Below are 25,355 nucleotides of genomic sequence, written 5' to 3' on the forward strand. Positions count from 1 at the left end.
AATAAACATGCAGGATTTTTAATATTCCTAATTACTATTTTATTTTATAGATCCAATGATATCATATTTTGTAATAATATGATGATTTCCATTTCCCAGATCAACCAAAACAGCATCGTTTTCTTTGGTAAATAATTTAGAAACTTCTTCTATAGGCGTTCCTAATTTTACAATTGGAAAAGGTTTTCCCATTACTTCCTTAATTGGTTTTTCGGCTACGTTTTTATCAGCAACATAGCTTCTAAACAAATCTGTTTCGTCTACAGAACCCACAAATCCGTTGATGTCTACAACCGGAATTTGCGAAATTTTATATTTACGCATACGTTCAATCGCGTGAGAAACCAATTCTTCTGTACGTACAACGATCAGTTCCTTATCGATATGATCTTTGATTACATCTTCTGCCTTTGTTATGTTTTCTTCTAAGAATCCACGCTCACGCATCCAGTCATCATTGAACATTTTACCTACATAACGGCTTCCTGAATCGTGAAAAAGTACCACAACCACATCTTCCGGCTTGAAGTGTTCTTTAAGCTGCAAAAGCCCTTTTATACAAGCTCCTGCAGAATTCCCAACAAAAATTGCTTCTTCAAGCGCAATCTTTCTGGTAAAAACCGCTGCATCTTTATCCGTAACTTTTGTAAAACCATCGATTAAAGAAAAGTCAACATTTTTAGGTAAAATATCTTCTCCAATTCCCTCAGTGATGTAAGAATAAATTTCGTTTTCGTCAAAAATTCCAGTTTCGTGATATTTCTTAAAAACGGAACCATAAGTATCAATACCCCAAATTTTGATATTCGGATTTTTCTCTTTTAAATATTTTCCAACTCCGGAAATCGTTCCACCCGTTCCTACCCCAACCACAAAATGAGTAATTTTTCCATCAGTTTGTTTCCAGATTTCAGGTCCCGTTTGTTCGTAATGCGCCAAAGAATTTGACATATTATCGTATTGGTTTACGTACCACGAATTAGGTGTTTCTTCAGCCAGACGCTTTGAAACAGAATAGTATGAACGTGGATCTGTTGGCTCAACATCTGTAGGACAAACTACAACTTTGGCACCTACAGCACGTAAAATATCCATTTTTTCTTTAGACTGTTTGTCTGAGATTACACAAATCAGTTTATATCCTTTTATGATAGCCACAAGTGCTAATCCCATACCTGTATTTCCAGAAGTCCCTTCAATAATAGTTCCTCCGGGTTTTAAACGTCCATCTGCCTCTGCATCCTCCACCATTTTAACGGCCATTCTGTCTTTTACAGAATTTCCGGGATTAAATGTTTCGACTTTTGCCAATACTAACGCATCAATTTCAGCAACAATTTTGTTGAGTTTTACTAATGGTGTATTACCAATTGTTTCTAAAATGTTATTTGAAAAGTCCATTTTTATTTTAATTTTAATATTTGATTTTAATATAACTTTTGATTTGATTTATTGGAAGAAATTCCAAACTAAACCAAATCGGATAACGAAGTCACGATAAGGATTATTAGGCGCAGAATAATAATCGCTTTTAGAAAAAATAGCATTTATATGTTCCGCTTTTAAATAAAATCGAGTCTGACGAATTCTTGCATTTACAAAAAGATCAAATAACGGATAACCACCAATCTTTTTATTTTCCTGAACAAAAAACTCTCCAATAACCGGATTGTAATCATTTCCGTAATACTTTGTAAAATAATTAAAAACGATTCCGGTTTGCATAAACAAGGCTTTCTTGAAAAAGTAACCGGTATAATAAAATGTATTTCTTGTAACAAAATCCGGTACATTCAAAATCAGATCTGACTGATCTACTTTCTGATATAAAAGTGTATTATCTAATGCAAAGGGGCCAAATTTAAATTCACGACTTGCTTTTATTTCCAGATAATTGATTGCATTCCCGTATTGAGCAGGATTTATAATTTGTGTATTCACTTTTATCTGTTCTGGTGTAGAAACATCAGCGAAATACAAGTGATCATTTAGAACCGTGTACTGAACTTCAGCATTCAACCAAGGCGTAAGAACACTGGCACTAAGCGAGTTTATTTTTTCGTTTTTAAAATCCTTAGACCAATTATATTCTACATAACTACTTTGGTATAAATTATAGTTATTATTTGGTAATTTATTAATGTTGCGGTATCTAAAATCAAACTGGATTTTATCACTAAAGTCATATTTCAATTTAGCATCTAAATTAGAAAGCGACTGATTCGTAATTGATCTGGAATAGAAAAAACGCCCGTTCCATTTGTTTTTTTGATATTCATATTGTCCCCCGAAATTATTAATCTGAAGGTATAGATTATTTGGAATAACATTGTTTAAGCTATCTACTAATACTCTTCCGTATTCATAATTCGATCTGTAATCATCTACAAAGAAATTAAATTTGCCTAAAAGAGAATTTTCATAAGCAAGTCCAACTCTGTTATACAGTCTTTCATATTTTGTATGATCATTTATGCCGCTGGTAACATAAGATTCTCCAAATCTTTGTACCGGTGTAGTACCAACAGTAGATAAAATAGTCTTCTGATTGTATTCAAAAAATTTAGTTTCGTAATTGAATTGATGTGTTACATATAAATTATTGCTTCCGTCTGTTGGATTTATTCTAAACGCATGATCGAAAAACAAACGTCTTCCTTTTAGAAAGGACTTTGCATCTGTAAGATATACTTGTAATCTCTGGCGGTTTTTATAATCTTTATTATCACTCTCAAAATCCGAAGTCGATGTAATACCACCATTTTCTCCATTTGAAATATCCTGATAAGTATAATGCCCTTTTATTTCATACCTCTTATCAGTTGTTGCATAACTTGTTGTAAACCTAAAATTTCCCGCACTCACTAATTGATTTATATAATCTCCCTCTGAACGTAAACCTCTGTAAGCAATAGAAAAATTGAGGTTTTTTGAGGTATTTAATGTAATAAATGAATCTACGTTTTGACCTTTATTTATGGTTGTATTAAAAAACAGCTCTGTTAACGGTGTCGCTACTGAATAATAGTTGATTTGATCTGCCTGTAAATAATTAAAATGTTTACCGCTAAAGCCTATTTCCGGATAAGGAGAAAAATTGGTCAGGCTGTATTGCAAAGTATTAAAAGTTTGTCCGATATTAGAAAAAGCCAAAAGTCCGAAATCATCCTTTCGAAGGTGGTTTTGCTTATAGGCACTTTTCAGCGTTAACGACGTATCTACATAAGTAGTATCATGTTCCAGCGTAATAATCTGATATTGATCTATTGTCGCTATTTTTGCTTTCTTCTTTTTTACAGTATCGGTTATGCTTGAATATTTTGTATTCATATCTAAACCTTTTTGAGAAGTAGTTTTTTCCTGAGAAAACAATAAAGTTGGTACAACTAATAGATATAGAAAAAAGAATATTCTCATTTGATCGCTTTATATGGAATTATTTTGGCAAAATTTGTCTGGCAAAGGTAAAAGATAAAAACGTATAAAAAAACAAATCATTGTTATTGAGGTATTTTTTCAGACGTATCAATAGAAGCAAAAACCCCCAATCAGAAAAGTGATTGAGGGTTTTCAAAAAAAAATCAAAATATTTATTTTTTCTAGTTCCAGCCTGGATTTTGTCCTAAACCTGGATTAGTATTTATTTCTAATTGTGGTATAGGCCATAAGAACCTGAAGTCATCACCTGGAATAGCAACAATAGCTTTAGTAACAACGAAACCATTATTTAATACAAATGCAGCAGCAGCAGGAGCTCCACTAGCATATTTTGCAGGTATTCCATCAATAGCAACTGAAGCTATTGGATCTCCTTGTAATCTATGGATATCAGTCCATCTGCGTCCTTCTTGTACAAACTCAATTCTTCTTTCTTTAAGAATACCAGCAACAAGTGCATCACTTGTAGCAAAAGAAGCAGCAGTATAAGCCTGACCAATTGGATTAGTCGACGTTGCTACCGGATTAGCCAAAGATCTATTTCTTACTGAATTTAGTAAAGTCAAAGCAGGACCGGTATTACCTAAACGTGCCTGAGCCTCAGCCACATTCAATACTACTTCAGCATATCTGATAACCGGAGAAGCATCTGTCTGGTTAGTAATATCTGTGTACTTATTAGTATACTTAATACCTGATGCTGTAAAAATAAACTTTCCATCTTCTCTTCGTTTATCATCAGGTAACCATGAATTCGTATCTCTCCAAAGAATTGGACTAATACAAACTAAAGCCCTGTTTCTCAATACACTAGGCAATGAACCATTTACACCAGGATTAGCCGTAGCAGAATGTTGAATAGAAAAAATAGACTCAGAGTTACTTGTTGCAGGGGTAGCTGTATTCTGAAACGGAGTATAAGGATCAGCTGTTAATGCAAAAGCAGTTTTTAACTTGTCTCCTTCAAGAATTACATTTGCCCAATCTCTCTTTTGAAGATAAAGTCTTGTTTTGAAAGCAATTGCAGCCCATTTAGAAGCTCTTCCAACAAGTCTTGATGCAAATGCAGTTGAACTACCTGTAGTAATTAAAGTTTCAGCGTCATTTAAATCAATTAAAATTTTTGCATAGACTTCAGCAACAGTATTTCTTGGTTTTCCCAATTCTGATGCAATATCCTCACTTGTATTAACCCCAACTTCTCTATATGGAATACCAGGATGAGTAGCACCAGGAGTATAAAAATATGGTTTTGCAAAATAAGTAAGTAATTCTAAATGTGTAATCGCTCGCAAAAATTTAGCTTGCCCAATATAATCATTACCAACAGCCTGAGTAATAATACCTTTAGCAACTGCATCTTTTGTTCCCTCGATCATAATGTTACATCTGTTAATCAATCTGTAACCATCAACCCAGTAGTAAACATTATTAGCCGTTGTTGGGTCATAAGTCGATTTGTATGTTAATTCGTAAAAAGTAGCCATATTAACAACATCTTCACCTCTTGTTTCGCCTTGTTCAACAAACGCAGCTCCCCAAACATAACCTCTACCACCATTTGGACTGGTTGGCGCAGCATTATATTGCCCAATTGCAGCAGCATTGTAAACACCATTCATATAGGTGTTGATCAACGTAGGACTTTTGAAAGCGTCAGGACTCAGGATATTATTTATTGGTTTTAAATCCAATATTTTTTCTTCTGTACATGAGCTCATCCCGAGTACAACTACAGAAAGTAGAATTGTTTTTATTATATTTTTCATATGTTTTTTTTATAAACTTACATTTAATCCAACTGATATCACTTTAGCACGTGGGGTACCATTCACATCTACTCCATTTGTTTCCATTTCCGGATTAAGCCCTTTATACTTTGTAATTAACCAGATATTTTGCGCCTGAACAAATAATCTAAAGTTATCTACTCCTATTTTGTCCAATACTAACTTAGGTAATGTATATCCTAAACTGATGTTATCAAGTGAGATGAAATCACCTTTTTCAACAAAACGAGTACTTGCACTTCCTGAAAGATTCGTAAATGTATTAGAACTAGCAATTAATCTTGGCGTCCATCCGTCTCCAGGATTATCAACACTTTGCCATCTGCCTAATATCTCAGTACCATTATTGTTAAAATTTTGATTCATTAATTCTCTTCTGGTTGCGTTGAAAACTTTATTTCCTCCACTAAATCTGAACATAAAACCAAAATCAAGATTTTTATACTTCATAGTAGATGTAAATGAACCATAGTATGTTGGTAAAGTATTTCCTAAAATAGTTTTATCAGCTGATCCTAAAGAAGCAGGTTTTGCTACATCAGCAGGATTAGTAGGATCATAAACAGAATATGTTGTTTTAATAGCATCACCTTGCACTAAACTACCATCGGCTTTATAATAAACCGGGTTACCATTTGCGCTGTTAACACCCCAATATCTGAATCCGTATAGAGAGTTTACTGATTCACCTTGTCTAATAATAATATTTGGTGCAATATTAGTTATATCAGTTTGTGTACCTGTAGATGACGAACCTCCTACAATATCTTGTCCCTGAAATAAACTTGTAACTACGTTTTTAGTAAGCGTTAGGTTAGAAGAAACATCCCATTTGAAATTTGCATTATTAATAGCTTTAAAAGTAACTGCAAATTCATATCCCTGATTGTACATTTTACCAACGTTTTGGTTGATTGTATTGTTTGGAATACCAATAGATGGAGGTGTTGGTGCAGCCAAAACTAAATTATCGATATCATTTTTATAATAATCAAATCCTACAGTCAAACGATTGTTGAATAATCCTAGATCTACACCAAAGTCCACTTTACTAGAAGTCTCCCATTGTAATAAAGGATTTCCGAATTGATAGTAACCAATACCATTTGAACCTGCGTATGGCGAACCAATTGTAAGATCTTTTGAAGGGTAAGACGCTTGATTTAAGATATCAACGTTACCTACCTGAGAATAAGAACCTCTGAATTTTAAATCAGAAACTGTACTACTAATTCCTTCCATGAAGTTTTCTTTAGAAACTGTCCAACCAGCAGAAACCCCAGGAAAATTATGATATCTTACATCTGATTCAAACTGAGAAATTCCGTCACGTCTTAGAGATCCCTGAACAAAATATTTCTCTTTGTAGTTGTATGTAACACGACCTAAGTATGATATAATTCCTTTTTCAGAAATACCACCACCAGTATCCTTAGTGTTGTAACTATTTGTTACTAAGTTCTTATCGAAGAAATCACTTATAATATCACTTCCCTGGCCCCATAATGCTTTATCTTTTGATTTTTGGTACTCAGCAACCCCTGTTACACCAAGGTTATGATCTTCAGCAAAAGTATGCTTGTAGTTCAAAATATTTTGCCAGTTCCATCTCAAAAGATTTCTATTTTCCTGATACAAGATTCCGTTTGCTGAACGTCCGTCTCCATGAATAGGATTCCAATATTGAAAACCATCTGTTGACGCATTATCTGCACTTACTTGTAATTTATAACTTAAGTCAGAAGTAATTTTTGCATTTGCAAATACACTTGCAATAATTCTCGTTGTTGTTGATTGATATTTATTATGGTCAAGAACATACATAATATTTGTAATATTATCTCCTACAGCAGCTAAGTTATCCCATTGCCCAACAGTCGCATTATTTGGCGAAAGATTATAACCCGTTGGATCAAGAGCATCATAAATTGGCGTATTTGGCAATTGTCTGATCGCATTAAAAATATTACCTGACAAACCACTCGGGCTACTATTCACCCCATTGTACTCTGTTCTGTTCACATTTAAATTGGTACCAAAACTTAACCATCTGTTGATATCCTGATCAATATTCGCTCTAATCGAATATTTCTTCATGTTATTTGATAAATTTATTCCGTCAAAATCTGAAAGGCCTAAAGATAAAAAGTACTTCGTTTTTTCAGAACCTCCGCTAAAATTAAGATTATGTGTAGTTTGAGGAGCGTTTCTTAAAACGGCTCTTTGCCAGTCTGTATTATACGTATTTCCTACAGCCCAAAGAGGTTGTGATGCATTTGTTCTTTTCTCATTAGAAATAACCAAGAAATCAGGAGTTTGCAATACATCGTATAATTTAGCAGCACTAGCAACACCAAAAACGCTTGAATAACTCACTTTTAGAGCTCCTCTTTTTCCGCTTTTAGTAGTAATCAAAATTACACCATTAGCAGCTCTCGAACCGTAAATAGCTGTTGCAGCACCATCCTTTAAGATATCGAAAGATTCAATATCATCAGGATTAATATCAGCTAAACCATTTGTGGGAGACACACCTCCGATATCCCCGGAATAAATAGGAATACCATCTACGATAATCAATGGCTCTGTACTTCCTGAAATAGATCCAACACCTCTAATTCTAATTTTTGGAGCAGCACCAATAAGACCAGTATTCGTTAAAACCTGAACTCCTGTTGCTCTACCTGCTAATACTCCCTCGAAACTTGGAGTAACTAAATTAGCAATATCACTTCCGGCAATTTTAGAAATAGAACCCGTAACTTCTTTTCTTTTTTGTACACCGTAACCAACAACAACAACCTCATTCATCAATTGAGCCTCTGACTCTAATTGAACATTTACACTGTTTGATGTTCCAACAGTAGCTTCTCTATTATTCATACCTACGTATGAAAATATTAAAACATCTCCAGTTTTTGCTTTCACGGAATAACTTCCGTCGAAATCTGTCTGGGTACTTACTTTAGTTCCTCTTACAAGAACATTTACTCCTGGAATGACGCCTGTTTTATCAGAGACCTTTCCGGTAACAGTTCTCTCCTGAGCGAAAGAAAACTGCATAGACAACGCTACTAATAGCGTACAAATCCATTGTAATTTTAATTTCATTTTAGTTTATTTTGAATTAGTATGCGGCAAACATCTTAATTATTTCTTAAAATACCAAAACATTTTAACTTATTTTTAATCTATTTTTTTAAACATCCATCAATTTATACCTTAAAAAGCATTAATTTTAATCGTTTTAATAAAATTATTCCTCGCTTTTTTGCATAAATTTCAAACTTACGTAAATCTGACACTTAACTTTTTTTTAACAATTAATCAAGGCAAATTAGTAAACCTCATAAAAAACAATACCTACTTTTACGAACATCATCAAAATAAATAGCTTATTTAATTTTTTGATAAATCCTAGATTATTATTAAAGAATTAAAAAAAAATATTTTATAATATTTGCATCTCAAAAAGAAAAAATAAAATGCTTGCAAAAAATTTCTCAGGTTTTATTTTAGAAACAGGAACAGATGAAGCCGGTAGAGGTTGTTTGGCAGGTCCTGTAACAGCGGCAGCTGTAATTCTACCTGCTGATTTTGAAAATTTAATTTTAAATGACAGTAAACTATTGTCTGAGAAAATAAGAGTATCCTTAAAACCAATTATCGAACAACATGCTGTTTGTTTTTCTGTGACACATTTACATCCTGACGAAATAGATGAGATCAATATATTAAATGCATCAATGAAGGGAATGCAGGAATGCATCCTGAAATTAAATCAGATTCCTGAATTTATTATTGTGGATGGTAATCGTTTACTGAATGCAAAACTGGGTTTAAAAAATACTTTTGGTAAACAATTTTCGAAAAAAGAAATCGAATTATTAAAATCCATACCCAATGAAAGTATTATAAAAGGAGACTCTAAATATATAAGTATAGCTGCGGCTTCTGTGTTAGCAAAAACATATCGCGATGAGTACATGGATCAAATTCACGAAGAATTTCCAATGTACAACTGGAAACAAAACAAGGGATATCCAACAAAAGAACATCGTGAAGCTATTAGAAAATATGGCCCAACAAAATACCACCGAATGAGTTTCAGGCTTTTGCCGGAACAACTGGAATTAATTTTTGAATGATTAAAAGACTTATATAATTGCAAGTTTTTAATCATTCAAAAAAATAACTTTCCTTATTTTTTGCTTTTTAAAAACTCTGCAAATTGCTTTGTATCAAAATAAAATGGTCTAATGGCAATAATTTTCCCGTTTTTTAAATCGATATGTTCTGAAATTGGCATTGAAAGTGTTTTACCTGATTTTTTTGCTTTCGCCTTTATTGTAAAATAAATAATAACTTCATTTTTAGTCGCGTCACTAAAATAAACAGGCTCTTTTTCTATTTGTAAATCAAAAAATTCAGTTGATTTTGTATACATCTTAATCCATTCGTTAAAACCAACATACGTTCCTCCGTAAGGCAATCCTTCGGCTTGGCTATATATTGCTCCTTCTTCGATTAAAGGTGCCATTGTGGTAAAATCTCTGGTTTTAAAAAAGCTTTCATAATATTGTGCTACAACTTTAAAATTATCGGTTTCAATATTTTTCAAAACTTCTGATTCTTGCAAAGTAGCTTCTGAATCCCAAAAACCAATAATTTTACTTACCTGTCCTTTTCCATTGAGTCTGGCAAAATCACGTCCTGCCATTATAAGTTTATTTTTTGAATCTAAAATTTTCCAGTCCCAACTTACATAATTGTCTTTTACTACTTTTGAGCCCGAAGTTAATATAGCATCCGGGAACTTTTTATAAAACTCATTGATAACATTATTAAGGGCAACTGTTCCCTTTATAGACGCAGAAGGATCTTCGAAAGTACTTTCCTCTAGCCAGATTGTTTTTATTATTTTTAATCTTGTCTCGCTATTGCGTTCTGACCAGACTTTTTCATAAACTGAAATTGGATATAATTTATCTTTTTTTTGAGCAAAAAGACCATTAAGCATAAAAAGGAAGCAAATAAAGTAGATTTTTCTCATATGTTATTTAATTAGATTTGGTTTAAAACTTTTATTAGAAGGGTCAAACCAAATTTAGCATAAAAAACCATACAATTACTACCCTTTTGTACAATTTACTATTCTAAAAAAGAAAACTATTAAGGAAAACTTATTGACCTATTTATCTTATTTCCCCACTTTAAAATATCATCTAAAAAAAGCATTCGGCCTTATCGAAATAAAAATGATATTGGTTTTTAATCCTGAGTAGCAAAACAAACGTAAATACTAAAGGAGCTACAATTATTATAAAATTGCAGCTCCTTCAGCATTTTTCCTATTATTTATATATAATAAGCCAATTTAAACGAATTCAGCTTCAAACAGTTCAGCTAAATGTTTTACAATTTTCGCTTTTACTTCGGCTTCATCGACTTTTTCCACGCCTAGTTCTACTTGTAATGAAGTAACACCTTTACCGCGAATTCCACACGGAATTATATTATCGAAGTAACCCAAATCAACATTTACATTTAAGGCAAATCCGTGCATGGTAACCCAGCGTGAAGCACGTACTCCCAAAGCACAAATTTTACGTGCAAACGGTGTTCCGGCATCTAGCCAAACTCCAGTTTCGCCTTCGCTCCTGCCACATTTTAAACCATATTCTTCTAAAGTAAGAATAATAGCTTCTTCGAGAAAACGTAAATATTTATGAATATCAGTGAAGAAATTTTCCAGATCCAAAATAGGATAACCTACAATTTGTCCCGGTCCGTGATACGTTATATCACCCCCACGATTGATTTTATAAAAAGTTGCGCCTTTGGCTTCGAGTTGTTTTTCGTTTAATAATAAATTTTCCAGATCTCCGCTTTTACCTAAGGTATAAACATGAGGATGCGATACAAAAAGTAAATAATTTGGAGTTGGCAAATCGAGCTCTTCTCTCCTGTTTTTGATTTTTAAGTCGACTATATCTTTAAAAATTTCTTCCTGATATTCCCAGGTCGATTTATAATCTTTGCCTCCTAAATCCTGAAGTTGAATTTTTTTATTCATTTTAATTATTTCTCAAACTCAACATCAAAGTTAAGTTTTTCAGGATTCTCCATATAATCCGTGAAAGGGTATTGAATTGTAATTGATTTTCTATCCTCGCTAAACAAAGCACCTGGGTTTGATACTTTTTTGATTCGTTTAGGAAAATGATATTTTATGATATAAGTCGACGAAGCAAAAATCATTTTAGACATATCTGCAGCAGAATCTTTTGCTTTTGCAGCTAGTTTTTGTTTATCTATTATTGCTTTACGCGTAAACTTCTTCCCATCATAACTGTAACTTAACTTACTATTATTATCTCCTAAACCTTTTGCAAAAGGTGTTGAAGAATTTGCCCCGCCTTCTAATTTTTGAAGTGCGCTTAAAGATTGCAATGCATCTTGTAATTCATTTACGTTTTTAAAATCAGTCGAAAGTGTCATTAAGAACTCTTTTTTCTCTGCGTTCATTTTGGTATTTACTACAAAATTTTCCAGCTTTTTAAGTTCTTTTTGCGCTTCAGGGGATAATTTTGCAATACTATCCTTTTTCCGTTCAAATAATTGTTTGAAGGTAAAAGTAGAATCTATATTTTTCTTGGCATCAGCTCCCATTTGATCACCAAGCTGATCTCCTGCCATTGCCATTAAAGACGAACCATCCATGTCGACAGAAAACTTCCCGGTTCCGTTATCGTTTACATAAATATTTTCGGTTAATGTGCAGCTTGTTAACGTTGCTAATACAAAACAAAAACTAAGTAACTTGTATAATTTCATAATGGCGAATTTTTCATCAAAGATACGAAGACTATTTTTATTTTTTTATCGTGGATTTGTATAATTGTTGATGCGAAAATTGCTCACGGATTTGACGGATTGAAATGGGTTGAACGCAGGTTATTTCCGTTTAATCTTTGTCAAAGTTTTGACTTTGACAAAGATCGTGTCTTCAAAATAAAAAAAACAGCGTTAACCTGTTTAAATTCGTTAAATCCCTGCCCTATGATAATTCACTCTAAAACGACTTCTAAGCTTGTCATTTCAGGATTTTGCATACAATCTGAAAGCTTAAATTCTATTGTCATTGTTTTTTTATCTGAACTGATAATTGCTTTTTCATTTGAAACTGATTTTATTTTATGAGGAAAATGATATTGCAAAATATAGCTTTGCGTCAATTTTAAAGAAGCATATTTAGGATCCACATTCCTAAATTGATCTTTTTCTTTTTGTAGCTGCTCTGGATTTGTGACCGAAACCAAACGTTTAAAAACTTTTCCATCAAAAGAGTATTCTATTTTGTAATAGTGATTTTCAGCAGTTAAAGCGTAGTTGTGCCTGAGGTCATTTGCATAATCTTCTGTTTTATACAAATCGGCAATTTCTGAAACTTTACTAAAATTTTGAGTAAATGTATTTCGGAATTCTTTTTCGAAGGAACTTTTTTTAAGATGTGCTTTTACATTCGCATACCTTTTAAATAATTGTTGTTCGACAGTTGTATATTTTAAAAATGTCTCGTTGTATTTTGTGATATATTCCTGAAAAACAAATGTTGTATCCTGAAAAGCTTCTTCTCGAGAATAGTTTTCTCCAACCACTTGCATATAACTATTTTCATCGCGAAGTTGTTCAACTTCAATATTACCGCTTCCGTCTGGTTTTATTGTGATGGTTTCTGTGATCTGACAACTTGTAAGAAGGAGTAGAATTATTAAGGCTGATATGTATTTCATTTTTTTTAAGGCTCTGAGGTTTTGAGAAGCTAAGATACTGCGGTTTTCGGTTTATTTCTTACATTTTTTTACACAATATTGTGTGTGTGTATTTTACTCATTAAGTATTGTTTTTTATTTCGACGAAGGAGAAATCACATCCAGTATTCTACAAAGATGGGCGAATTTCTTTGCGGAGTTTCTGGTGTGATTTCTCCTTCTTCGAAAGGACAGAAAAACCGAAAGGACAGAAACACTCCAACCAAAACATCTTTTAAAAACTAAAATTTCTAATCCAGCCCCGATAGAAGCGGTATCTTTTTTTGCTTTTTCTGCAAAAAAGATACAACCGAATAGCGGTACAAAAGAATCTTGAAACGCAATAAATTACTGCTACAAAAAATCTAAAACCTGCATTCTAAAATCTACATTCTTTTCTTTATCTTTGCACACTTAAAAAAGAGCACAAAATGGCATTATCAGAACAAGAAATCATCAGAAGAGAAAAACTTCAAAACTTACGCAACTTAGGAATCAATCCTTATCCTGCTAATCTTTTTCCAGTAAATCATACTTCAAAGCAAATAAAGGAGTCGTTTGAAGAAGGTAAGAAGGTGATCGTTGCCGGACGTTTGATGAGCGTGAGAGATCAGGGAAAAGCTTGTTTTGCTGAATTGCAGGATAGCGAAGGACGCATACAATTGTACGTGAACCGCGATGTTTTGTGTGAAGGTGATGATAAAACTTTATACAACACTGTATTTAAAAAACTAACTGATTTAGGTGACTTTATTGGAATTGAAGGTGAATTGTTTACTACAAAAGTTGGTGCGCAATGTATTCGTGTTGACGGATTTACTTTCCTGAGTAAAACTTTACGTCCGTTGCCTTTACCAAAAGTAGATGAAGAAGGAAACGTTCACGATGCTTTTAATGATCCTGAATTACGTTACAGAATGCGTTATGTAGATTTAACTGTGAATCCGCAAGTTAAAGAGAATTTCATCAAACGTACAAAGTTGTATACTGCAATGCGTGGTTATTTTAACGATGCAGGATATCTTGAAGTTGAAACTCCGGTTTTACAATCGATTCCTGGTGGAGCTGCAGCACGTCCGTTTATCACGCACCATAATTCACTTGATATTCCGCTTTATATGCGTATTGCAAACGAATTGTATTTGAAAAGATTAATTGTTGGTGGTTTTGAAGGTGTTTATGAATTCTCGAAAAACTTTAGAAATGAAGGTATGGACAGAACGCATAATCCTGAATTTACCGCAATGGAAATATACGTAGCCTACAAAGACTACAACTGGATGATGGAATTTGCTGAAGGTCTTCTTGAGCATTGTGCAATTGCAGTAAACGGAACGAGCGAAGTTACTTTTGGTGAACACGAAATTAACTTTAAAGCGCCTTATGCCCGTGTAACGATGACGGATTCTATCAAACATTTTACAGGTTTTGATATTTCTGGTAAAACAGAGGAGGAATTGTTTGACGCTGCCAGAGGAATGGGAATTGACGTTAATAAAACAATGGGGAAAGGAAAACTGATTGATGAAATTTTTGGAGCAAAATGCGAAGGAAATTATATTCAGCCTACTTTCATTACTGATTACCCTAAAGAAATGTCGCCTTTGTGTAAAGAGCACCGCGATAATCCTGAACTTACAGAACGTTTTGAATTGATGGTTTGTGGTAAAGAAATTGCAAATGCTTATTCTGAATTAAACGACCCAATTGATCAACGTGAGCGTTTTGAAGATCAAATGCGTTTGGCTGAAAAAGGTGATGATGAAGCAAACGGAATTATCGATGAAGATTTCTTAAGAGCACTTGAATACGGTATGCCTCCAACATCCGGAATGGGAATTGGTATGGATCGTTTGATTATGTACTTAACAAACAATGCATCGATTCAGGAAGTTTTATTGTTCCCGCAAATGCGTCCGGAGAAAAAACAATTAATTGAATTGTCTGATGAAGAGAAAGCAATTATTGATTTATTAAAAGGAAACGAAAATAAAATGGATTTAGCACAACTAAAAGTTACTGCCAATTTAAGCGGTAAAAAATGGGATGCTGCCATGAAAAACTTATCTAGACACGGTTTAACAAAAGTGGCTGTTGAAGGTGAGTTTAAATTTGTAGAACTTGTAGAGTAAATTTTAAAATTCCAATTTTTAAAAATTCCAAATTCCAAAATTGTTATAATATTCAAACCCGACAAATTTTTAAAAATTTGTCGGGTTTTTTATTTATTTAACTTAAAATCCTTTAATCATGAATACTTTAAAATTTACCAATTCGAACAATATGAATTTGATATTCTGAAACAAAGCGAAGAGGATATAAAATATGACAGAGTTATTTCTTAAGAAGATTTAGATAGAGAAGACTTAGAATGGCTTTCTAAACTGGAGTTCTAAACCCGACAGGTTTTAAAAACCTGTCGGGTTTGCCAAAGACTGTTCTTTTCGGATGGCTTCTTTCTATTTTAAAACGAATACTTCTCTAATTTCTTTCCTTGAATATCCAACACCTTCGTATTTTCTTTAGGAACATCACCTTTCCAAATTTCCTGAACAGATGGATTGGAAGGATATTTACCATTCTTTATTTTTAGAAGATGAAATTTTCCTCCAGTTTCAAAAATAAGATCATAAAATTTATCCGATGTTGAAGTTGTTACTAATATTGGGAAATCTGTCACAGTAAACTTGTTGATTACACTTCCGTCATTGTTTAGGATATATCCTGAACAACCTCCGCTTCCGCAAAAATAAGGGTTGGAGAAACCTACGAAATATTCATCCTTTTTATCATTATTTAAATCGAAAGCACTGTAATAAAAGAATCTGTCGTCTTTTGTCATTGCAGGCAAATCTTTCTTTAATAGAATATTCAATTGTGTACGAATCAGTTCAACCGCTTTATCATCTTTTACGGGAGCATCGCTAACATCTGCAGTTCCTGCAACTGTTTTTGACAATGTATCTTCAGCAACTGTTTTAATGATACTTTTTGAGTCGGTTTTGTCCTTGTTTTGGCATGAAATCATTCCCAGAATCATAAATGCCATTAAAATTTTATTTTTCATAATTATTATTTTTTATAAGTTTAAAACACAGAGAATATTCAATGAGAGAAACTAATTCATTTTTAAACCAACAAAGCTGCTTTGTTTTCAATATCATTATTAGTCAGCAAAGATTTAATATTATTAAACGTAACCAAAGCAATCTGCGTTAAAGCTTCGTTGGTAAAAAACGCCTGATGTGCTGTAACCAAAACATTGGGAAAACTCATTAAACGCTGAATATTATCATCCTGGATAATATCTTCTGAAAGATCTCTGAAGAATAGTTTTTCTTCTTGTTCATAAACATCGATTCCCAAATAACCAATTCTACCTTCTTTTAAACCTTCGATTACAGACGCTGTCTCAATTAATCCGCCTCTACTCGTATTGATAATCATCACGTTATCCTTCATCGAAGCAATCGAGTTTTTATTTACTATATGTTTCGTCTGATCGTTTAAAGGACAATGAAGTGAAATAATATCACTCGATTTAAAAATCTCTTCTAATGATACAAATTCAACTCCGTCTTTTTCCATTTCAGGATTCGTTACAATATCATAAGCCAAAACTTTACATCCAAAACCCAATGCAATTTTCGCAAAAGCTTTCCCTATATTTCCCGTTCCGATGATTCCGATTGTTTTGCCGAATAAATCAAAACCTAATAATCCGTTTAGAGAGAAGTTTTGTTCACGAACTCTGTTATATGCTTTATGCGTTTTTCTGTTTAAAGTCAAAATCATGGCTATCGCATGTTCTGCAACTGCCTCTGGTGAATATGCCGGAACTCGGCAGACTTTTAAATTGTACTTTTTAGCCGCTTCTAAATCTACATTATTAAAACCGGCACAGCGTAAAGCAATAATTTTCACGCCTTTTTCTACCAATTGTTTTATAACTGCTTCGTTGACAATATCGTTTACAAAAACACAAACAATTGAAGCATTTTCGATTAAAATTACAGTTTGCGGATTCAGTTGCGTTTCGAAAAAATCCAATTGAAAACCAAACTCCTTATTATGCTTATTAAAAAAAGCCTTGTCATAAGGTTGTGTTGAAAAAAAAGCGATTTTATTGTTATTTACTGCGGTATTTAAACTCATAATAGTTTCTTTTGGATTGTTAATTTCCGGTTTTACTAAATTACGCAATTAATCTTAAAGTAAATTTCTGATCATAAAAAAAGAGCTCAAAATTGAACTCTTTTAAACTTCTCTAATTATTTGTCTTAGGTTTCTGCTATACCTCCTGCAGCAACTATTTTATTATTTCTTATTTTAAATTCAAGACCATGCTCAATATCTAAATCGTATCGAATTAAAATTTGAATCGTATTTCTTTTCAAGATTCTTATATATATTACATCTTTTATGTATTCAAAATGTTTCTCTTTTGCATCAATATTAAGAGGTTCTTTTCCAGACTGTTGGCTCTCCTCCATTATATTTTAAATAATGAATTTTAAAATCATTCGTGAATTTTACTTGCAATCTTTTTTCAACATTTAACAAATCAAGTTCTGTAATTGACTTTTCACAGTTAGAAAATTTCACTTCTTCCATATTGAATTCTATTTAATTTATTTATCCCAAAAACTAAAATATCATTCTCTAAACTTCAAATGATCAGTACTAAAAAGCAACCCAATTCCGCTATAAGGATCTCTTTTTAAATCATAAAAATTACTTGCTCCTTCTAAATCTTTATACAAATCTGAAATTATCGAAGATTTCTGAAACCCATCAATGGTATGATTTATAATAGTATCTGCCAAACAAGTTAATTCTTTTGTTGCATTTGTAACCCCTATATTATTTCCTGTTTCCCAATCCCAAATAATCCAACTCCAATTGTGTTTTTTATGAATACAATCCATCCATAAATACGACAGATTCTTAATTTTAATTTTTCCTAATTCTTTCGTTTTCCAATATTCAATACTTTCGATTATAGCTTTAATTGCGTCATTTGTCTCGCCATAAACAAAATCAGAATTTGAGATTTGAATAATTTTTATAGCATCTGCTATTTTTGAGTTTATTGTTTTTAATTCCTTTTCATTCGGGTTTCTTAAAAAAGCAAATTCAATATCTATTCGGTCAAAAACAATTCCTGGCGATTTTATCTGCATTTCTGCAGGAATACATTTAATATTGGAATTTTCATCGAGAAACTCTTCCCTTGGATCAAACGAAAAATTTCCATCGACATAAAAACCGGAAATATATCTTTCTTCAATATCTTTTATTAATGGATAACTCTCAAAATTTATATCTTGCTTTATCTCGTCTTCGTTTTTGAATTTGCAAAAATAATCAGGCTGTAACATCCAATACAAGCAAAGTGCAGTTCCTTTATCCAGATAAATTTGCTTTATGATCCATTTAAAAGGTTCGATTCCGTCATCATAATTCCAATGCTGCACAAATTGATGTAATTCCGATGCAGTTAATTTTTGATACGACATTTCGTTATTTACTGCTTTAAGAACTCTGTTTTTATTTTTCTTATTGAATAATTCCATTTTTTTATTTGCTAAGGATATCTCTTTTAAAATTTTAAATTCTTTACAAATTTAAAAATGTGATTTAGAACAACACTACTAAATAAAATTAGATCTTGTTTTTCAATAACTATATATTGCACCAATCCTTTCCCGAACCTTTCCAAATTTAGGAACATCATTATATATTGTCTGCATAAGATTCTGATCTCCAAGCAATCCAAGAGCAACTAAAGCTTTTTGTTTAGGCAACGCCTGAAAAAATCCCACTCGATTAGCACCAAACGAAATAAGTAATGAAATAATTAAAATTACAGGAATCAGATATAAAATTAAATGCACAAATTCTTTAAAATCACTTGTCAAAAAAAATAGCGTAATACCTAAAGACAGTGAAGAAAACAGAAAGAAACCAAGAAAAATATATTTCATTGATTTAAACTCAAAATCAAGACTTAAACCGTTCCCATAAATTGGGTCGAATGCAATAATTCTTTTTATCGGACTATGTACTGCTATTATTTTATCCTCTTTTATAAGTAACTCAACTTCGTCTTGATCTTTAAAGAAAATCCCCCCAAGCCAACCTTTAAAAGGTCTCCCTTAATTTCCATCTCATCCCAATATAATTTACCTCTTGCAGCAGGATAATAACAATTCATAGCCATACCAGTTAAGGCGCCTGTACTATTTCCTGAAAGTGCTGATAAAACTGGAGCATATAATCTGGCATTACGCTCAAACTCTCCGGATTTAGTTTGACGTTCTTCTAAGGAATATTGAAGATTAGAAATTTTTCCGGTTATAGAACTGAGACCTGATTTCATTATCCTTTTTTCGACCGGTACTCTATTTATTATAGTTTCTGTTATTGTCATGCTGAATATATTTTAATAAAAAAATATTTTTTTGCAAGATTAAAGTATTCATTCTCTTTAATGTATTTACATAAGACAAAGTAATAATAGAATAAGACAAAATCACACACATTAAGGTCAAAATACAATATTGACTAATAATTTTTCGTTTTGTTAAATTATATACAATTCTGATTATCAGATTAAACCTAATGTTTTTAACTCAGTCTAATTGATCTAACAATTAAAAAACTTACATCATGAAAAAACTATTTATTGCAGCTTTGTTATTCGTTGGAGTAGCAAGTTTTGCGCAAGACAATGGCCAAAAACCTTCTCGTGAACAAAAAGAAAGACTAACTCCGGAACAACGAAATGAGAAACATTTACAAAAACTAACTACAGACTTAAATTTAGATGCTAATCAACAAGCACAAATCAAACAACTTTTAGCAGAAAGAAGTGCCAAAGCAGATAAATTACGAGAGGAAAGAAAAGATCGAAAAGACAGTAATGTAAAACCAACTGCAGCAGAAAAAGAAGCATTCAAAAAAGAAGTAATGGCTGAAAAAGATGCTAATGATGCTAAAATGAAAATGATCTTAAATGCAGACCAATACAAAAAATGGACGTCTATGCAGGAAGAAAACAAAGAGAAGGCCAGAGAAAAAATGAAAGAATATCGAAACGATAAAAACTAATTATAATTTACCAAAGAGAGGCCTTAACAGCCTCTTTTTTATTTTAAACATTCATTATGGTTTCGTTAATAGTTTTTGTTAATTAAAAGATAAATCTGACAAGATGATTAAACTTAGCAAAGTTATTGAAGTCTAATTGGTATAAACCTTTAAAAAAACGAATTATGAAAAAATTATTTATCGCAGCTTTATTGTTCGTTGGAATAGTAAGTTTTGCACAAGACGTCAAACAAAAACCGACAGGTGATCAAAAAGAGAATTTAACTCCTGAACAGCGTAATGAGAAACATTTACAAAAATTAACTTCGGAACTGAGTTTAGATAAAAAACAACAAGATCAGGTAAAACAATTATTAGCAGAAAGAAGCGCTAAAGCAGAAAAGTTTAAAGACGCCCGAAAAGACAGTAAAACAAAACCTACTGACGCAGAAAAAGAAGCTTTTAAAAAACAGATAGAAACTGAAAGAGCAGCAAACGATGCTAAAATGAAAGCGATTTTGAATGCGGATCAATACACAAAATGGACGGCTCTTAAAAAAGATCACGAGCGTAAAGGGAAACATCATAGAGATTCAAAATCCCCTCAAGAACGCGATCAGGCACTTCTACAAAAATTAACAACCGATTTAAGCTTAAATGCTGATCAGCAAAAACAAGTTGGTCAACTTTTATCTGACAGAAGTACTAAGTGGTCAATGCTTGAAAAAAGCCGAAAAGATTCCGGTACAAAACCAACTGCAGCGGATAAAGACGCCATGAAAAAACAAATGGCAGAAGATCAAAAAGCCTTTGATACAAAAATGAAATCTGTTTTGAATGCTGATCAATATAAAAAATGGACAGCGATTCAAAAAGAGCATAAAGACAAAATGAAAGATCACCGAAAAGATAAAATGTAATTGGGATCAAAAAGAAGAGGCTTTAAAAGCCTCTTCTTTGTTTTAATAAATTTCTATTTCGGATTCAGAATTAAATCAATTCTTTTAATACAATCTTCATAATGGTATTTTGTTTCCGTATTAACCGGTCTTGCCTTTGCTGCCAAAAGAGTACTTCGTAACGTTGTTAATTCTCCACGAACCAAAGCCCTAACATCAGATTGACCTACATTATAATATATTACTGATCTGTCTGCAGGTTTAATTTCTTCCGTCATCAAAGCCCCCATTCTGTCAATATAACCACGTTGCAAATTTCTGCGATATATAGTTACATTCTCTGGCGTAGCGGCTTCTTTCCAGATTCCTTTTCGCGTATCTTTTAATAAATCCAGTGCTTTATAAGTATCCGCACCAAGAATTTCATTATCGATCAATCGCCCAATACGGCCAATACTTAATAAACTATTTAAATGTCTTACCTGCAAATTTCTAAACCTTTCAGCATAACCTGCAAAATCTGTATTTTTTAAAGTATTGACATTTACAATCCACGTTGGTGAAGCAAAAGCATTGGCCTGAAGCCAATTCATTGCCTCTATCTGTTTTGATTTAGGCACAACTTCATAAACATTTCCCGGTTGATTTGGCTTTTTAGTATTTTCATAAACACCACCAACATTGGTTACAACATGACCAACATATCTACTCCAAACGTCCAGCATTTCTTTGTACAACTCGTCAAGATCATCATAATTATTAGTTGCTGTGCTCGTCCATTCACTTAAATGACCTGCAACAAATTCTAAATTTTTAAGTCCGTACGAACTTGCTTTCATTGAATTATTTCCAATATCTTCTGTTTGAGAAGTAGGATCAAAAGCACTGCTTTGTTTTCCGAATTTATACAACGGATTTCCTGCTTTTTCCAGAATCCATTTGTCCAGAGTTTTTATTTCATCCTGAGGAGATTTCGCATTTGGAATCACTCTGTATCCCCAATTTACTGCATATTGATCATAAGCCCCCATTTTACGAATAAAACGAATATTTTTATCTCCTGGCTGTGCTATATAATTAAAACGGGCATAATCCATTATACTTGCCGAAATTCCGTTTTGTTGTGTGAAATCACCATTTCTGTAACTCTCAACATCATAAGCGCAACTTGCGCCCATGTTATGAGGAAATCCTAAAGCGTGCCCTACTTCATGAGCAATCACCATTCGCATCATTTCTCCCATTTCTTCATCACTGGTTTGCAATGTTCTTGCAGACGGATTAGCCGCTCCGGTTTCTAATAAATATCGGTTTCTATAAGAACGCAAATGATTATGGTACCAGATAACATCACTTTCTATAATTTCTCCTGTTCTGGGATCAGAAACACTTGGGCCAACCGCATTACGGGTTGTACTTGCTACATAACGAATTACAGAATAACGGATGTCCTCAGGGCTAAAATCGGGATCTTCCTCTTTTGTTGGAGCATCTTTAGCAATAATGGCATTTTTAAAACCTGCACCTTCAAAAGGTTTTTGCCACTCTTCAATTCCCTGCTTAATGTATTTTCTCAATTTTTCAGGCGTTGCAGGATCTAAATAATAAACAATTGGTTTAATAGGCTCAACCAATTCTCCCCTATTATACGCCTCAGGATCTTTAGGTTCTAATCTCCAGCGTCTGATATAAGTTTTAAGATCAGATTTTAATTCCGTACTTCCGTAATCATATTGACTTACTGTAAACCATCCTACTCTGGGATCTGCTAATCTGGGTTTCATTGGCACTTCCGGCAATAAGATCATCGATTGATTCATCTGGATACTTATCGACTCTGTATCTGCTAACATTGATGGTTTCGAAGCATTATAAGTCATGTCCTGAATTACTTCAATATTCATTGGAAAACTTTTGATTGTATTAATAAAACTTCTTGAATCATCAAGACCTTTTACTTTGTAAGTTTCCCTCATTTCTGCAGATATTCCGCTGATGGCTTTGACATCTGTACTGTAAAATTTAGTAACATCAATAACTGTATTTACTGAATCTTTGCTAAAAGCTACGATATCGAAAGCAAATAATGTAGGTTCATAATTATTTGATTTTACAGAGATACTAATGGGTAAAGTATCGTTTGCAACTGCATTATATGATTTTGATTTGATCAGAATCTTATCCTGAAATCGTTGCCATACAATTAATTGCTCGTTGGTCTCGGATCCTGCATTTACATATCCGCCACCTAAATTAGACGGCAATTTAGAAAGTCTGCTTACCAAAAGCATGTCTTTATCTAAGTATTTATTGGGTATCTCGAAGTAATATTTTTTATCGACTTTATGAACCGTAAAAAGTCCTTCGTCAGAAATAGCATTTTTAGTAATTACTTTACTGTATTCCTTAATTGTAGATTCTGATTTTTTCTCAGGTGGCGTAACTACCGTTTCCTCTTCTTTGGATTTCTTTTTGTTTGATTGTGCAAATTGTTGAGTAGAAAACAGCATAAAAAATGCCATTGTAATAAAAATGAAAAGTTTCTTCATTTATTATAAGTTTAGTGATTATTCGATAAACAAAAATAATTTTTATTCTAATTTTAGAAGAAAAAAATAACGTATTAACTTTTCATTAACTATCCCCTGAATAAAAAAAAGGTTCAGCTTTACTAAAAAAGTTGAACCTTAAATTGAAAAAAAAATATATTATGTTTTAGAATGTCTTTGAAACCTTATCAATTGCATTAATCGTAAAATCTAAATCTTCGTAACTTAATGCATCTGTAATAAACCAGGTTTCGTAAGCAGATGGCGCAATGTAAATGCCTTCGTTTAATAAACCGTGAAAGAATTTCTTAAAAGTTTCATTATCTCCTTTTGCAGCCGTTTGAAAATCAACAACCGGATTGGCATCAAAATGCACAGAAATCATAGAACCTACTCTATTGATGGTAAAAGCAACATTATTTGCTTTTAAAACTTTATCAATTCCTGCTTCCAGATAAGCTGTTTTTTCTTCTAAACGGGTAAAAATAGCGCGGTCATTATCTAATGCCTGCAACATTGCTAATCCGGCCGCCATTGCTAATGGATTTCCTGATAATGTTCCTGCCTGATAAACGGGACCAAGCGGCGCCAGATAATTCATGATTTCTTCGCGTGCAGCAAAAGCCCCAACCGGTAAACCACCACCAATTACTTTTCCAAAAGTTACAATGTCAGCATTGATATTATACAATTCCTGAACGCCACCGCGAGCCAGACGGAAACCAGTCATTACCTCATCAAAGATTAATAAAATTCCGTTTGCAGTACACAATTCTCTCAAACCTTCTAAGAAGCCTTTTTGTGGTGGGATACAACCCATATTTCCTGCAACTGCCTCGATAATAATCGCTGCAATTTCGTTTTTGTTTGCTTCGATTAAAGTTTTTACATTCTCTAAATCATTGTATTTCGCCAACAAAGTATCTTTTGCAGTTCCTTCTGTAACTCCCGGGCTGTTTGGAGAACCAAAAGTTACGGCTCCACTTCCTGCCTGAATCAAAAATGAATCAGAATGTCCGTGATAACAACCTGCAAATTTTATTATTTTATCTCTTTTTGTAAATCCACGCGCCAGACGAATTGCGCTCATACAAGCTTCTGTACCTGAATTTACAAATCTTATTTTATCAATATTCGGAACCATAGAAACTGCTAAAGCAGCAATTTGAGTTTCCAGTTCTGTTGGCATCCCAAATGAAGTGCCTAATTTTGCTTTTTCGATAACAGCATCAACAACTGGCTGGTAAGCGTGCCCCAAAACCATTGGTCCCCATGAATTAATGTAATCTATTAATTTATTTCCGTCTTCATCATACAAATAAGCACCTTTGGCACTTTTTACAAAAATAGGAGTTCCCCCAACCGCTTTAAAGGCTCTAACTGGTGAATTTACTCCTCCCGGAATTACTTTTTCTGCTTCAGCAAAAAGCTGACTACTTCTTTTATATATCATTTTTGATTCTAGATTTTAGAGTTCTGATTCTAGATTTAAGCTATCTGCTTAAACCCTGATCTCTTATAAACTCATTAAAATATTTTTGTTCTGTTTGTTTTTCTACTGAAAGTTCTTCCAATTTTATATCTGACATTCCTTGAGGAGAATAAAATTTCCATTTCCAAGTTGGGCGATGTTTTACAAAAAGATGACTTTCCGCAAACTCATCATTATCGTAAACTCCGAAAAAGAATCTAATGATTAAAACTGCTGCAAAAGTAACAATTAGTATTAAAACTTTCTTTTTCATAATAACTGAAAACTGCCACTGAGACTAA

Annotated in this window: 21 protein-coding genes; 4 read left to right on the top strand and 17 right to left on the bottom strand. The window is 32.9% G+C overall.

From position 1 onward, the window contains the following. Nucleotides 1-39: 39 nt before the first annotated feature. The 4 genes from NJT12_RS05600 to NJT12_RS05615 all read right to left on the bottom strand — a co-directional run bounded on the left by NJT12_RS05600 (nucleotide 40) and on the right by NJT12_RS05615 (nucleotide 8,339). Nucleotides 40-1,401 (bottom strand): pyridoxal-phosphate dependent enzyme, encoded by a 1,362-nt coding sequence (locus NJT12_RS05600; protein ID WP_271334903.1) that lies wholly within the window; start codon nucleotides 1,399-1,401, stop codon nucleotides 40-42. 48 nt (nucleotides 1,402-1,449) lie between these two features. Next, the gene (locus NJT12_RS05605; protein WP_271334904.1) at nucleotides 1,450-3,417 is read right to left on the bottom strand and encodes a putative porin; all 1,968 of its coding nucleotides are present in this window, start codon (nucleotides 3,415-3,417) and stop codon (nucleotides 1,450-1,452) included. Between the two features lie 182 nt (nucleotides 3,418-3,599). Beyond that, nucleotides 3,600-5,207: a RagB/SusD family nutrient uptake outer membrane protein gene (locus tag NJT12_RS05610; protein WP_271334905.1), complete on the bottom strand. Its 1,608-nt coding sequence runs from the start codon at nucleotides 5,205-5,207 to the stop codon at nucleotides 3,600-3,602. Between the two features lie 9 nt (nucleotides 5,208-5,216). After that, a complete protein-coding gene (locus tag NJT12_RS05615) occupies nucleotides 5,217-8,339 on the bottom strand; it encodes a SusC/RagA family TonB-linked outer membrane protein (protein ID WP_271334906.1) in 3,123 nt (1,040 codons plus the stop codon). Between the two features lie 374 nt (nucleotides 8,340-8,713). Here NJT12_RS05615 and NJT12_RS05620 point away from each other — a divergent pair, with 374 nt between their 5' ends. Then, entirely contained in the window at nucleotides 8,714-9,376 is a 663-nt protein-coding gene (locus NJT12_RS05620; protein ID WP_271334907.1) for a ribonuclease HII, read from the top strand. Nucleotides 9,377-9,429: 53 nt separating this feature from the next. Here NJT12_RS05620 and NJT12_RS05625 read toward each other — a convergent pair whose 3' ends face one another. The 4 genes from NJT12_RS05625 to NJT12_RS05640 form a co-directional block, all read right to left on the bottom strand. Beyond that, nucleotides 9,430-10,281 (bottom strand): nuclear transport factor 2 family protein, encoded by an 852-nt coding sequence (locus NJT12_RS05625; RefSeq protein ID WP_271334908.1) that lies wholly within the window; start codon nucleotides 10,279-10,281, stop codon nucleotides 9,430-9,432. Between the two features lie 324 nt (nucleotides 10,282-10,605). Next, nucleotides 10,606-11,304 carry a lipoyl(octanoyl) transferase LipB gene (gene lipB / locus NJT12_RS05630; RefSeq protein WP_271334909.1) on the bottom strand — a complete coding sequence of 233 codons (699 nt, stop codon included), beginning with the start codon at nucleotides 11,302-11,304 and terminating at the stop codon, nucleotides 10,606-10,608. Between the two features lie 5 nt (nucleotides 11,305-11,309). Then, the gene (locus NJT12_RS05635; protein ID WP_271334910.1) at nucleotides 11,310-12,065 is read right to left on the bottom strand and encodes a hypothetical protein; all 756 of its coding nucleotides are present in this window, start codon (nucleotides 12,063-12,065) and stop codon (nucleotides 11,310-11,312) included. A gap of 233 nt (nucleotides 12,066-12,298) precedes the next feature. After that, nucleotides 12,299-13,024 (bottom strand): hypothetical protein, encoded by a 726-nt coding sequence (locus tag NJT12_RS05640; RefSeq protein ID WP_271334911.1) that lies wholly within the window; start codon nucleotides 13,022-13,024, stop codon nucleotides 12,299-12,301. Between the two features lie 449 nt (nucleotides 13,025-13,473). Here NJT12_RS05640 and lysS point away from each other — a divergent pair, with 449 nt between their 5' ends. Beyond that, nucleotides 13,474-15,174, top strand: a complete 1,701-nt coding sequence (gene lysS, locus NJT12_RS05645; protein WP_271334912.1) for a lysine--tRNA ligase — start codon at nucleotides 13,474-13,476, stop codon at nucleotides 15,172-15,174. Nucleotides 15,175-15,506: 332 nt separating this feature from the next. On the opposite strand, the gene NJT12_RS05650 is transcribed toward lysS, so the two are convergent. The 6 genes from NJT12_RS05650 to NJT12_RS05675 all read right to left on the bottom strand — a co-directional run bounded on the left by NJT12_RS05650 (nucleotide 15,507) and on the right by NJT12_RS05675 (nucleotide 19,475). After that, nucleotides 15,507-16,109: a hypothetical protein gene (locus NJT12_RS05650; protein WP_271334913.1), complete on the bottom strand. Its 603-nt coding sequence runs from the start codon at nucleotides 16,107-16,109 to the stop codon at nucleotides 15,507-15,509. Between the two features lie 62 nt (nucleotides 16,110-16,171). Further along, the gene (locus tag NJT12_RS05655; protein WP_271334914.1) at nucleotides 16,172-17,197 is read right to left on the bottom strand and encodes a 2-hydroxyacid dehydrogenase; all 1,026 of its coding nucleotides are present in this window, start codon (nucleotides 17,195-17,197) and stop codon (nucleotides 16,172-16,174) included. Nucleotides 17,198-17,322: 125 nt separating this feature from the next. After that, on the bottom strand, nucleotides 17,323-17,535 hold the full coding sequence (locus tag NJT12_RS05660) for a hypothetical protein (protein ID WP_271334915.1): 213 nt from the start codon (nucleotides 17,533-17,535) through the stop codon (nucleotides 17,323-17,325). Between the two features lie 162 nt (nucleotides 17,536-17,697). Continuing rightward, nucleotides 17,698-18,618: a DUF4274 domain-containing protein gene (locus tag NJT12_RS05665; RefSeq protein ID WP_271334916.1), complete on the bottom strand. Its 921-nt coding sequence runs from the start codon at nucleotides 18,616-18,618 to the stop codon at nucleotides 17,698-17,700. Nucleotides 18,619-18,720: 102 nt separating this feature from the next. Next, nucleotides 18,721-19,029, bottom strand: coding sequence for a hypothetical protein (locus NJT12_RS05670; protein ID WP_271334917.1), 309 nt, complete (start codon nucleotides 19,027-19,029; stop codon nucleotides 18,721-18,723). 101 nt (nucleotides 19,030-19,130) lie between these two features. Then, on the bottom strand, nucleotides 19,131-19,475 hold the full coding sequence (locus tag NJT12_RS05675) for a hypothetical protein (protein WP_271334918.1): 345 nt from the start codon (nucleotides 19,473-19,475) through the stop codon (nucleotides 19,131-19,133). 239 nt (nucleotides 19,476-19,714) lie between these two features. Here NJT12_RS05675 and NJT12_RS05680 point away from each other — a divergent pair, with 239 nt between their 5' ends. Continuing rightward, on the top strand, nucleotides 19,715-20,155 hold the full coding sequence (locus NJT12_RS05680; protein ID WP_271334919.1) for a hypothetical protein: 441 nt from the start codon (nucleotides 19,715-19,717) through the stop codon (nucleotides 20,153-20,155). A gap of 164 nt (nucleotides 20,156-20,319) precedes the next feature. Then, entirely contained in the window at nucleotides 20,320-21,054 is a 735-nt protein-coding gene (locus NJT12_RS05685) for a hypothetical protein (RefSeq protein ID WP_271334920.1), read from the top strand. Nucleotides 21,055-21,107: 53 nt separating this feature from the next. Here NJT12_RS05685 and NJT12_RS05690 read toward each other — a convergent pair whose 3' ends face one another. The 3 genes from NJT12_RS05690 to NJT12_RS05700 all read right to left on the bottom strand — a co-directional run bounded on the left by NJT12_RS05690 (nucleotide 21,108) and on the right by NJT12_RS05700 (nucleotide 25,327). Continuing rightward, on the bottom strand, nucleotides 21,108-23,582 hold the full coding sequence (locus NJT12_RS05690; protein ID WP_271334921.1) for a zinc-dependent metalloprotease: 2,475 nt from the start codon (nucleotides 23,580-23,582) through the stop codon (nucleotides 21,108-21,110). Nucleotides 23,583-23,748: 166 nt separating this feature from the next. Next, nucleotides 23,749-25,035: a glutamate-1-semialdehyde 2,1-aminomutase gene (gene hemL / locus NJT12_RS05695; RefSeq protein WP_271334922.1), complete on the bottom strand. Its 1,287-nt coding sequence runs from the start codon at nucleotides 25,033-25,035 to the stop codon at nucleotides 23,749-23,751. Between the two features lie 40 nt (nucleotides 25,036-25,075). Continuing rightward, nucleotides 25,076-25,327: a hypothetical protein gene (locus NJT12_RS05700; RefSeq protein ID WP_271334923.1), complete on the bottom strand. Its 252-nt coding sequence runs from the start codon at nucleotides 25,325-25,327 to the stop codon at nucleotides 25,076-25,078. Nucleotides 25,328-25,355: the final 28 nt, after the last annotated feature.

The organism is Flavobacterium azizsancarii (genome assembly GCF_027980145.1).
GTDB classification, from domain to species: domain Bacteria; phylum Bacteroidota; class Bacteroidia; order Flavobacteriales; family Flavobacteriaceae; genus Flavobacterium; species Flavobacterium azizsancarii.

What these genes read in the sequence shown, in the direction of transcription:
- NJT12_RS05660 (WP_271334915.1), bottom strand. Translation starts at nt 17,535, where the DNA reads ATGGAGGAGAGCCAACAGTCTGGAAAAGAACCTCTTAATATTGATGCA.
- NJT12_RS05690 (WP_271334921.1), bottom strand. Translation starts at nt 23,582, where the DNA reads ATGAAGAAACTTTTCATTTTTATTACAATGGCATTTTTTATGCTGTTT.
- hemL (WP_271334922.1), bottom strand. Translation starts at nt 25,035, where the DNA reads ATGATATATAAAAGAAGTAGTCAGCTTTTTGCTGAAGCAGAAAAAGTA.
- NJT12_RS05650 (WP_271334913.1), bottom strand. Translation starts at nt 16,109, where the DNA reads ATGAAAAATAAAATTTTAATGGCATTTATGATTCTGGGAATGATTTCA.
- NJT12_RS05615 (WP_271334906.1), bottom strand. Translation starts at nt 8,339, where the DNA reads ATGAAATTAAAATTACAATGGATTTGTACGCTATTAGTAGCGTTGTCT.
- NJT12_RS05680 (WP_271334919.1), top strand. Translation starts at nt 19,715, where the DNA reads ATGAAAAAACTATTTATTGCAGCTTTGTTATTCGTTGGAGTAGCAAGT.
- lysS (WP_271334912.1), top strand. Translation starts at nt 13,474, where the DNA reads ATGGCATTATCAGAACAAGAAATCATCAGAAGAGAAAAACTTCAAAAC.
- lipB (WP_271334909.1), bottom strand. Translation starts at nt 11,304, where the DNA reads ATGAATAAAAAAATTCAACTTCAGGATTTAGGAGGCAAAGATTATAAA.
- NJT12_RS05685 (WP_271334920.1), top strand. Translation starts at nt 20,320, where the DNA reads ATGAAAAAATTATTTATCGCAGCTTTATTGTTCGTTGGAATAGTAAGT.
- NJT12_RS05665 (WP_271334916.1), bottom strand. Translation starts at nt 18,618, where the DNA reads ATGGAATTATTCAATAAGAAAAATAAAAACAGAGTTCTTAAAGCAGTA.
- NJT12_RS05675 (WP_271334918.1), bottom strand. Translation starts at nt 19,475, where the DNA reads ATGACAATAACAGAAACTATAATAAATAGAGTACCGGTCGAAAAAAGG.
- NJT12_RS05620 (WP_271334907.1), top strand. Translation starts at nt 8,714, where the DNA reads ATGCTTGCAAAAAATTTCTCAGGTTTTATTTTAGAAACAGGAACAGAT.
- NJT12_RS05610 (WP_271334905.1), bottom strand. Translation starts at nt 5,207, where the DNA reads ATGAAAAATATAATAAAAACAATTCTACTTTCTGTAGTTGTACTCGGG.
- NJT12_RS05655 (WP_271334914.1), bottom strand. Translation starts at nt 17,197, where the DNA reads ATGAGTTTAAATACCGCAGTAAATAACAATAAAATCGCTTTTTTTTCA.
- NJT12_RS05670 (WP_271334917.1), bottom strand. Translation starts at nt 19,029, where the DNA reads ATGAAATATATTTTTCTTGGTTTCTTTCTGTTTTCTTCACTGTCTTTA.
- NJT12_RS05700 (WP_271334923.1), bottom strand. Translation starts at nt 25,327, where the DNA reads ATGAAAAAGAAAGTTTTAATACTAATTGTTACTTTTGCAGCAGTTTTA.
- NJT12_RS05600 (WP_271334903.1), bottom strand. Translation starts at nt 1,401, where the DNA reads ATGGACTTTTCAAATAACATTTTAGAAACAATTGGTAATACACCATTA.
- NJT12_RS05605 (WP_271334904.1), bottom strand. Translation starts at nt 3,417, where the DNA reads ATGAGAATATTCTTTTTTCTATATCTATTAGTTGTACCAACTTTATTG.
- NJT12_RS05635 (WP_271334910.1), bottom strand. Translation starts at nt 12,065, where the DNA reads ATGAAATTATACAAGTTACTTAGTTTTTGTTTTGTATTAGCAACGTTA.
- NJT12_RS05640 (WP_271334911.1), bottom strand. Translation starts at nt 13,024, where the DNA reads ATGAAATACATATCAGCCTTAATAATTCTACTCCTTCTTACAAGTTGT.
- NJT12_RS05625 (WP_271334908.1), bottom strand. Translation starts at nt 10,281, where the DNA reads ATGAGAAAAATCTACTTTATTTGCTTCCTTTTTATGCTTAATGGTCTT.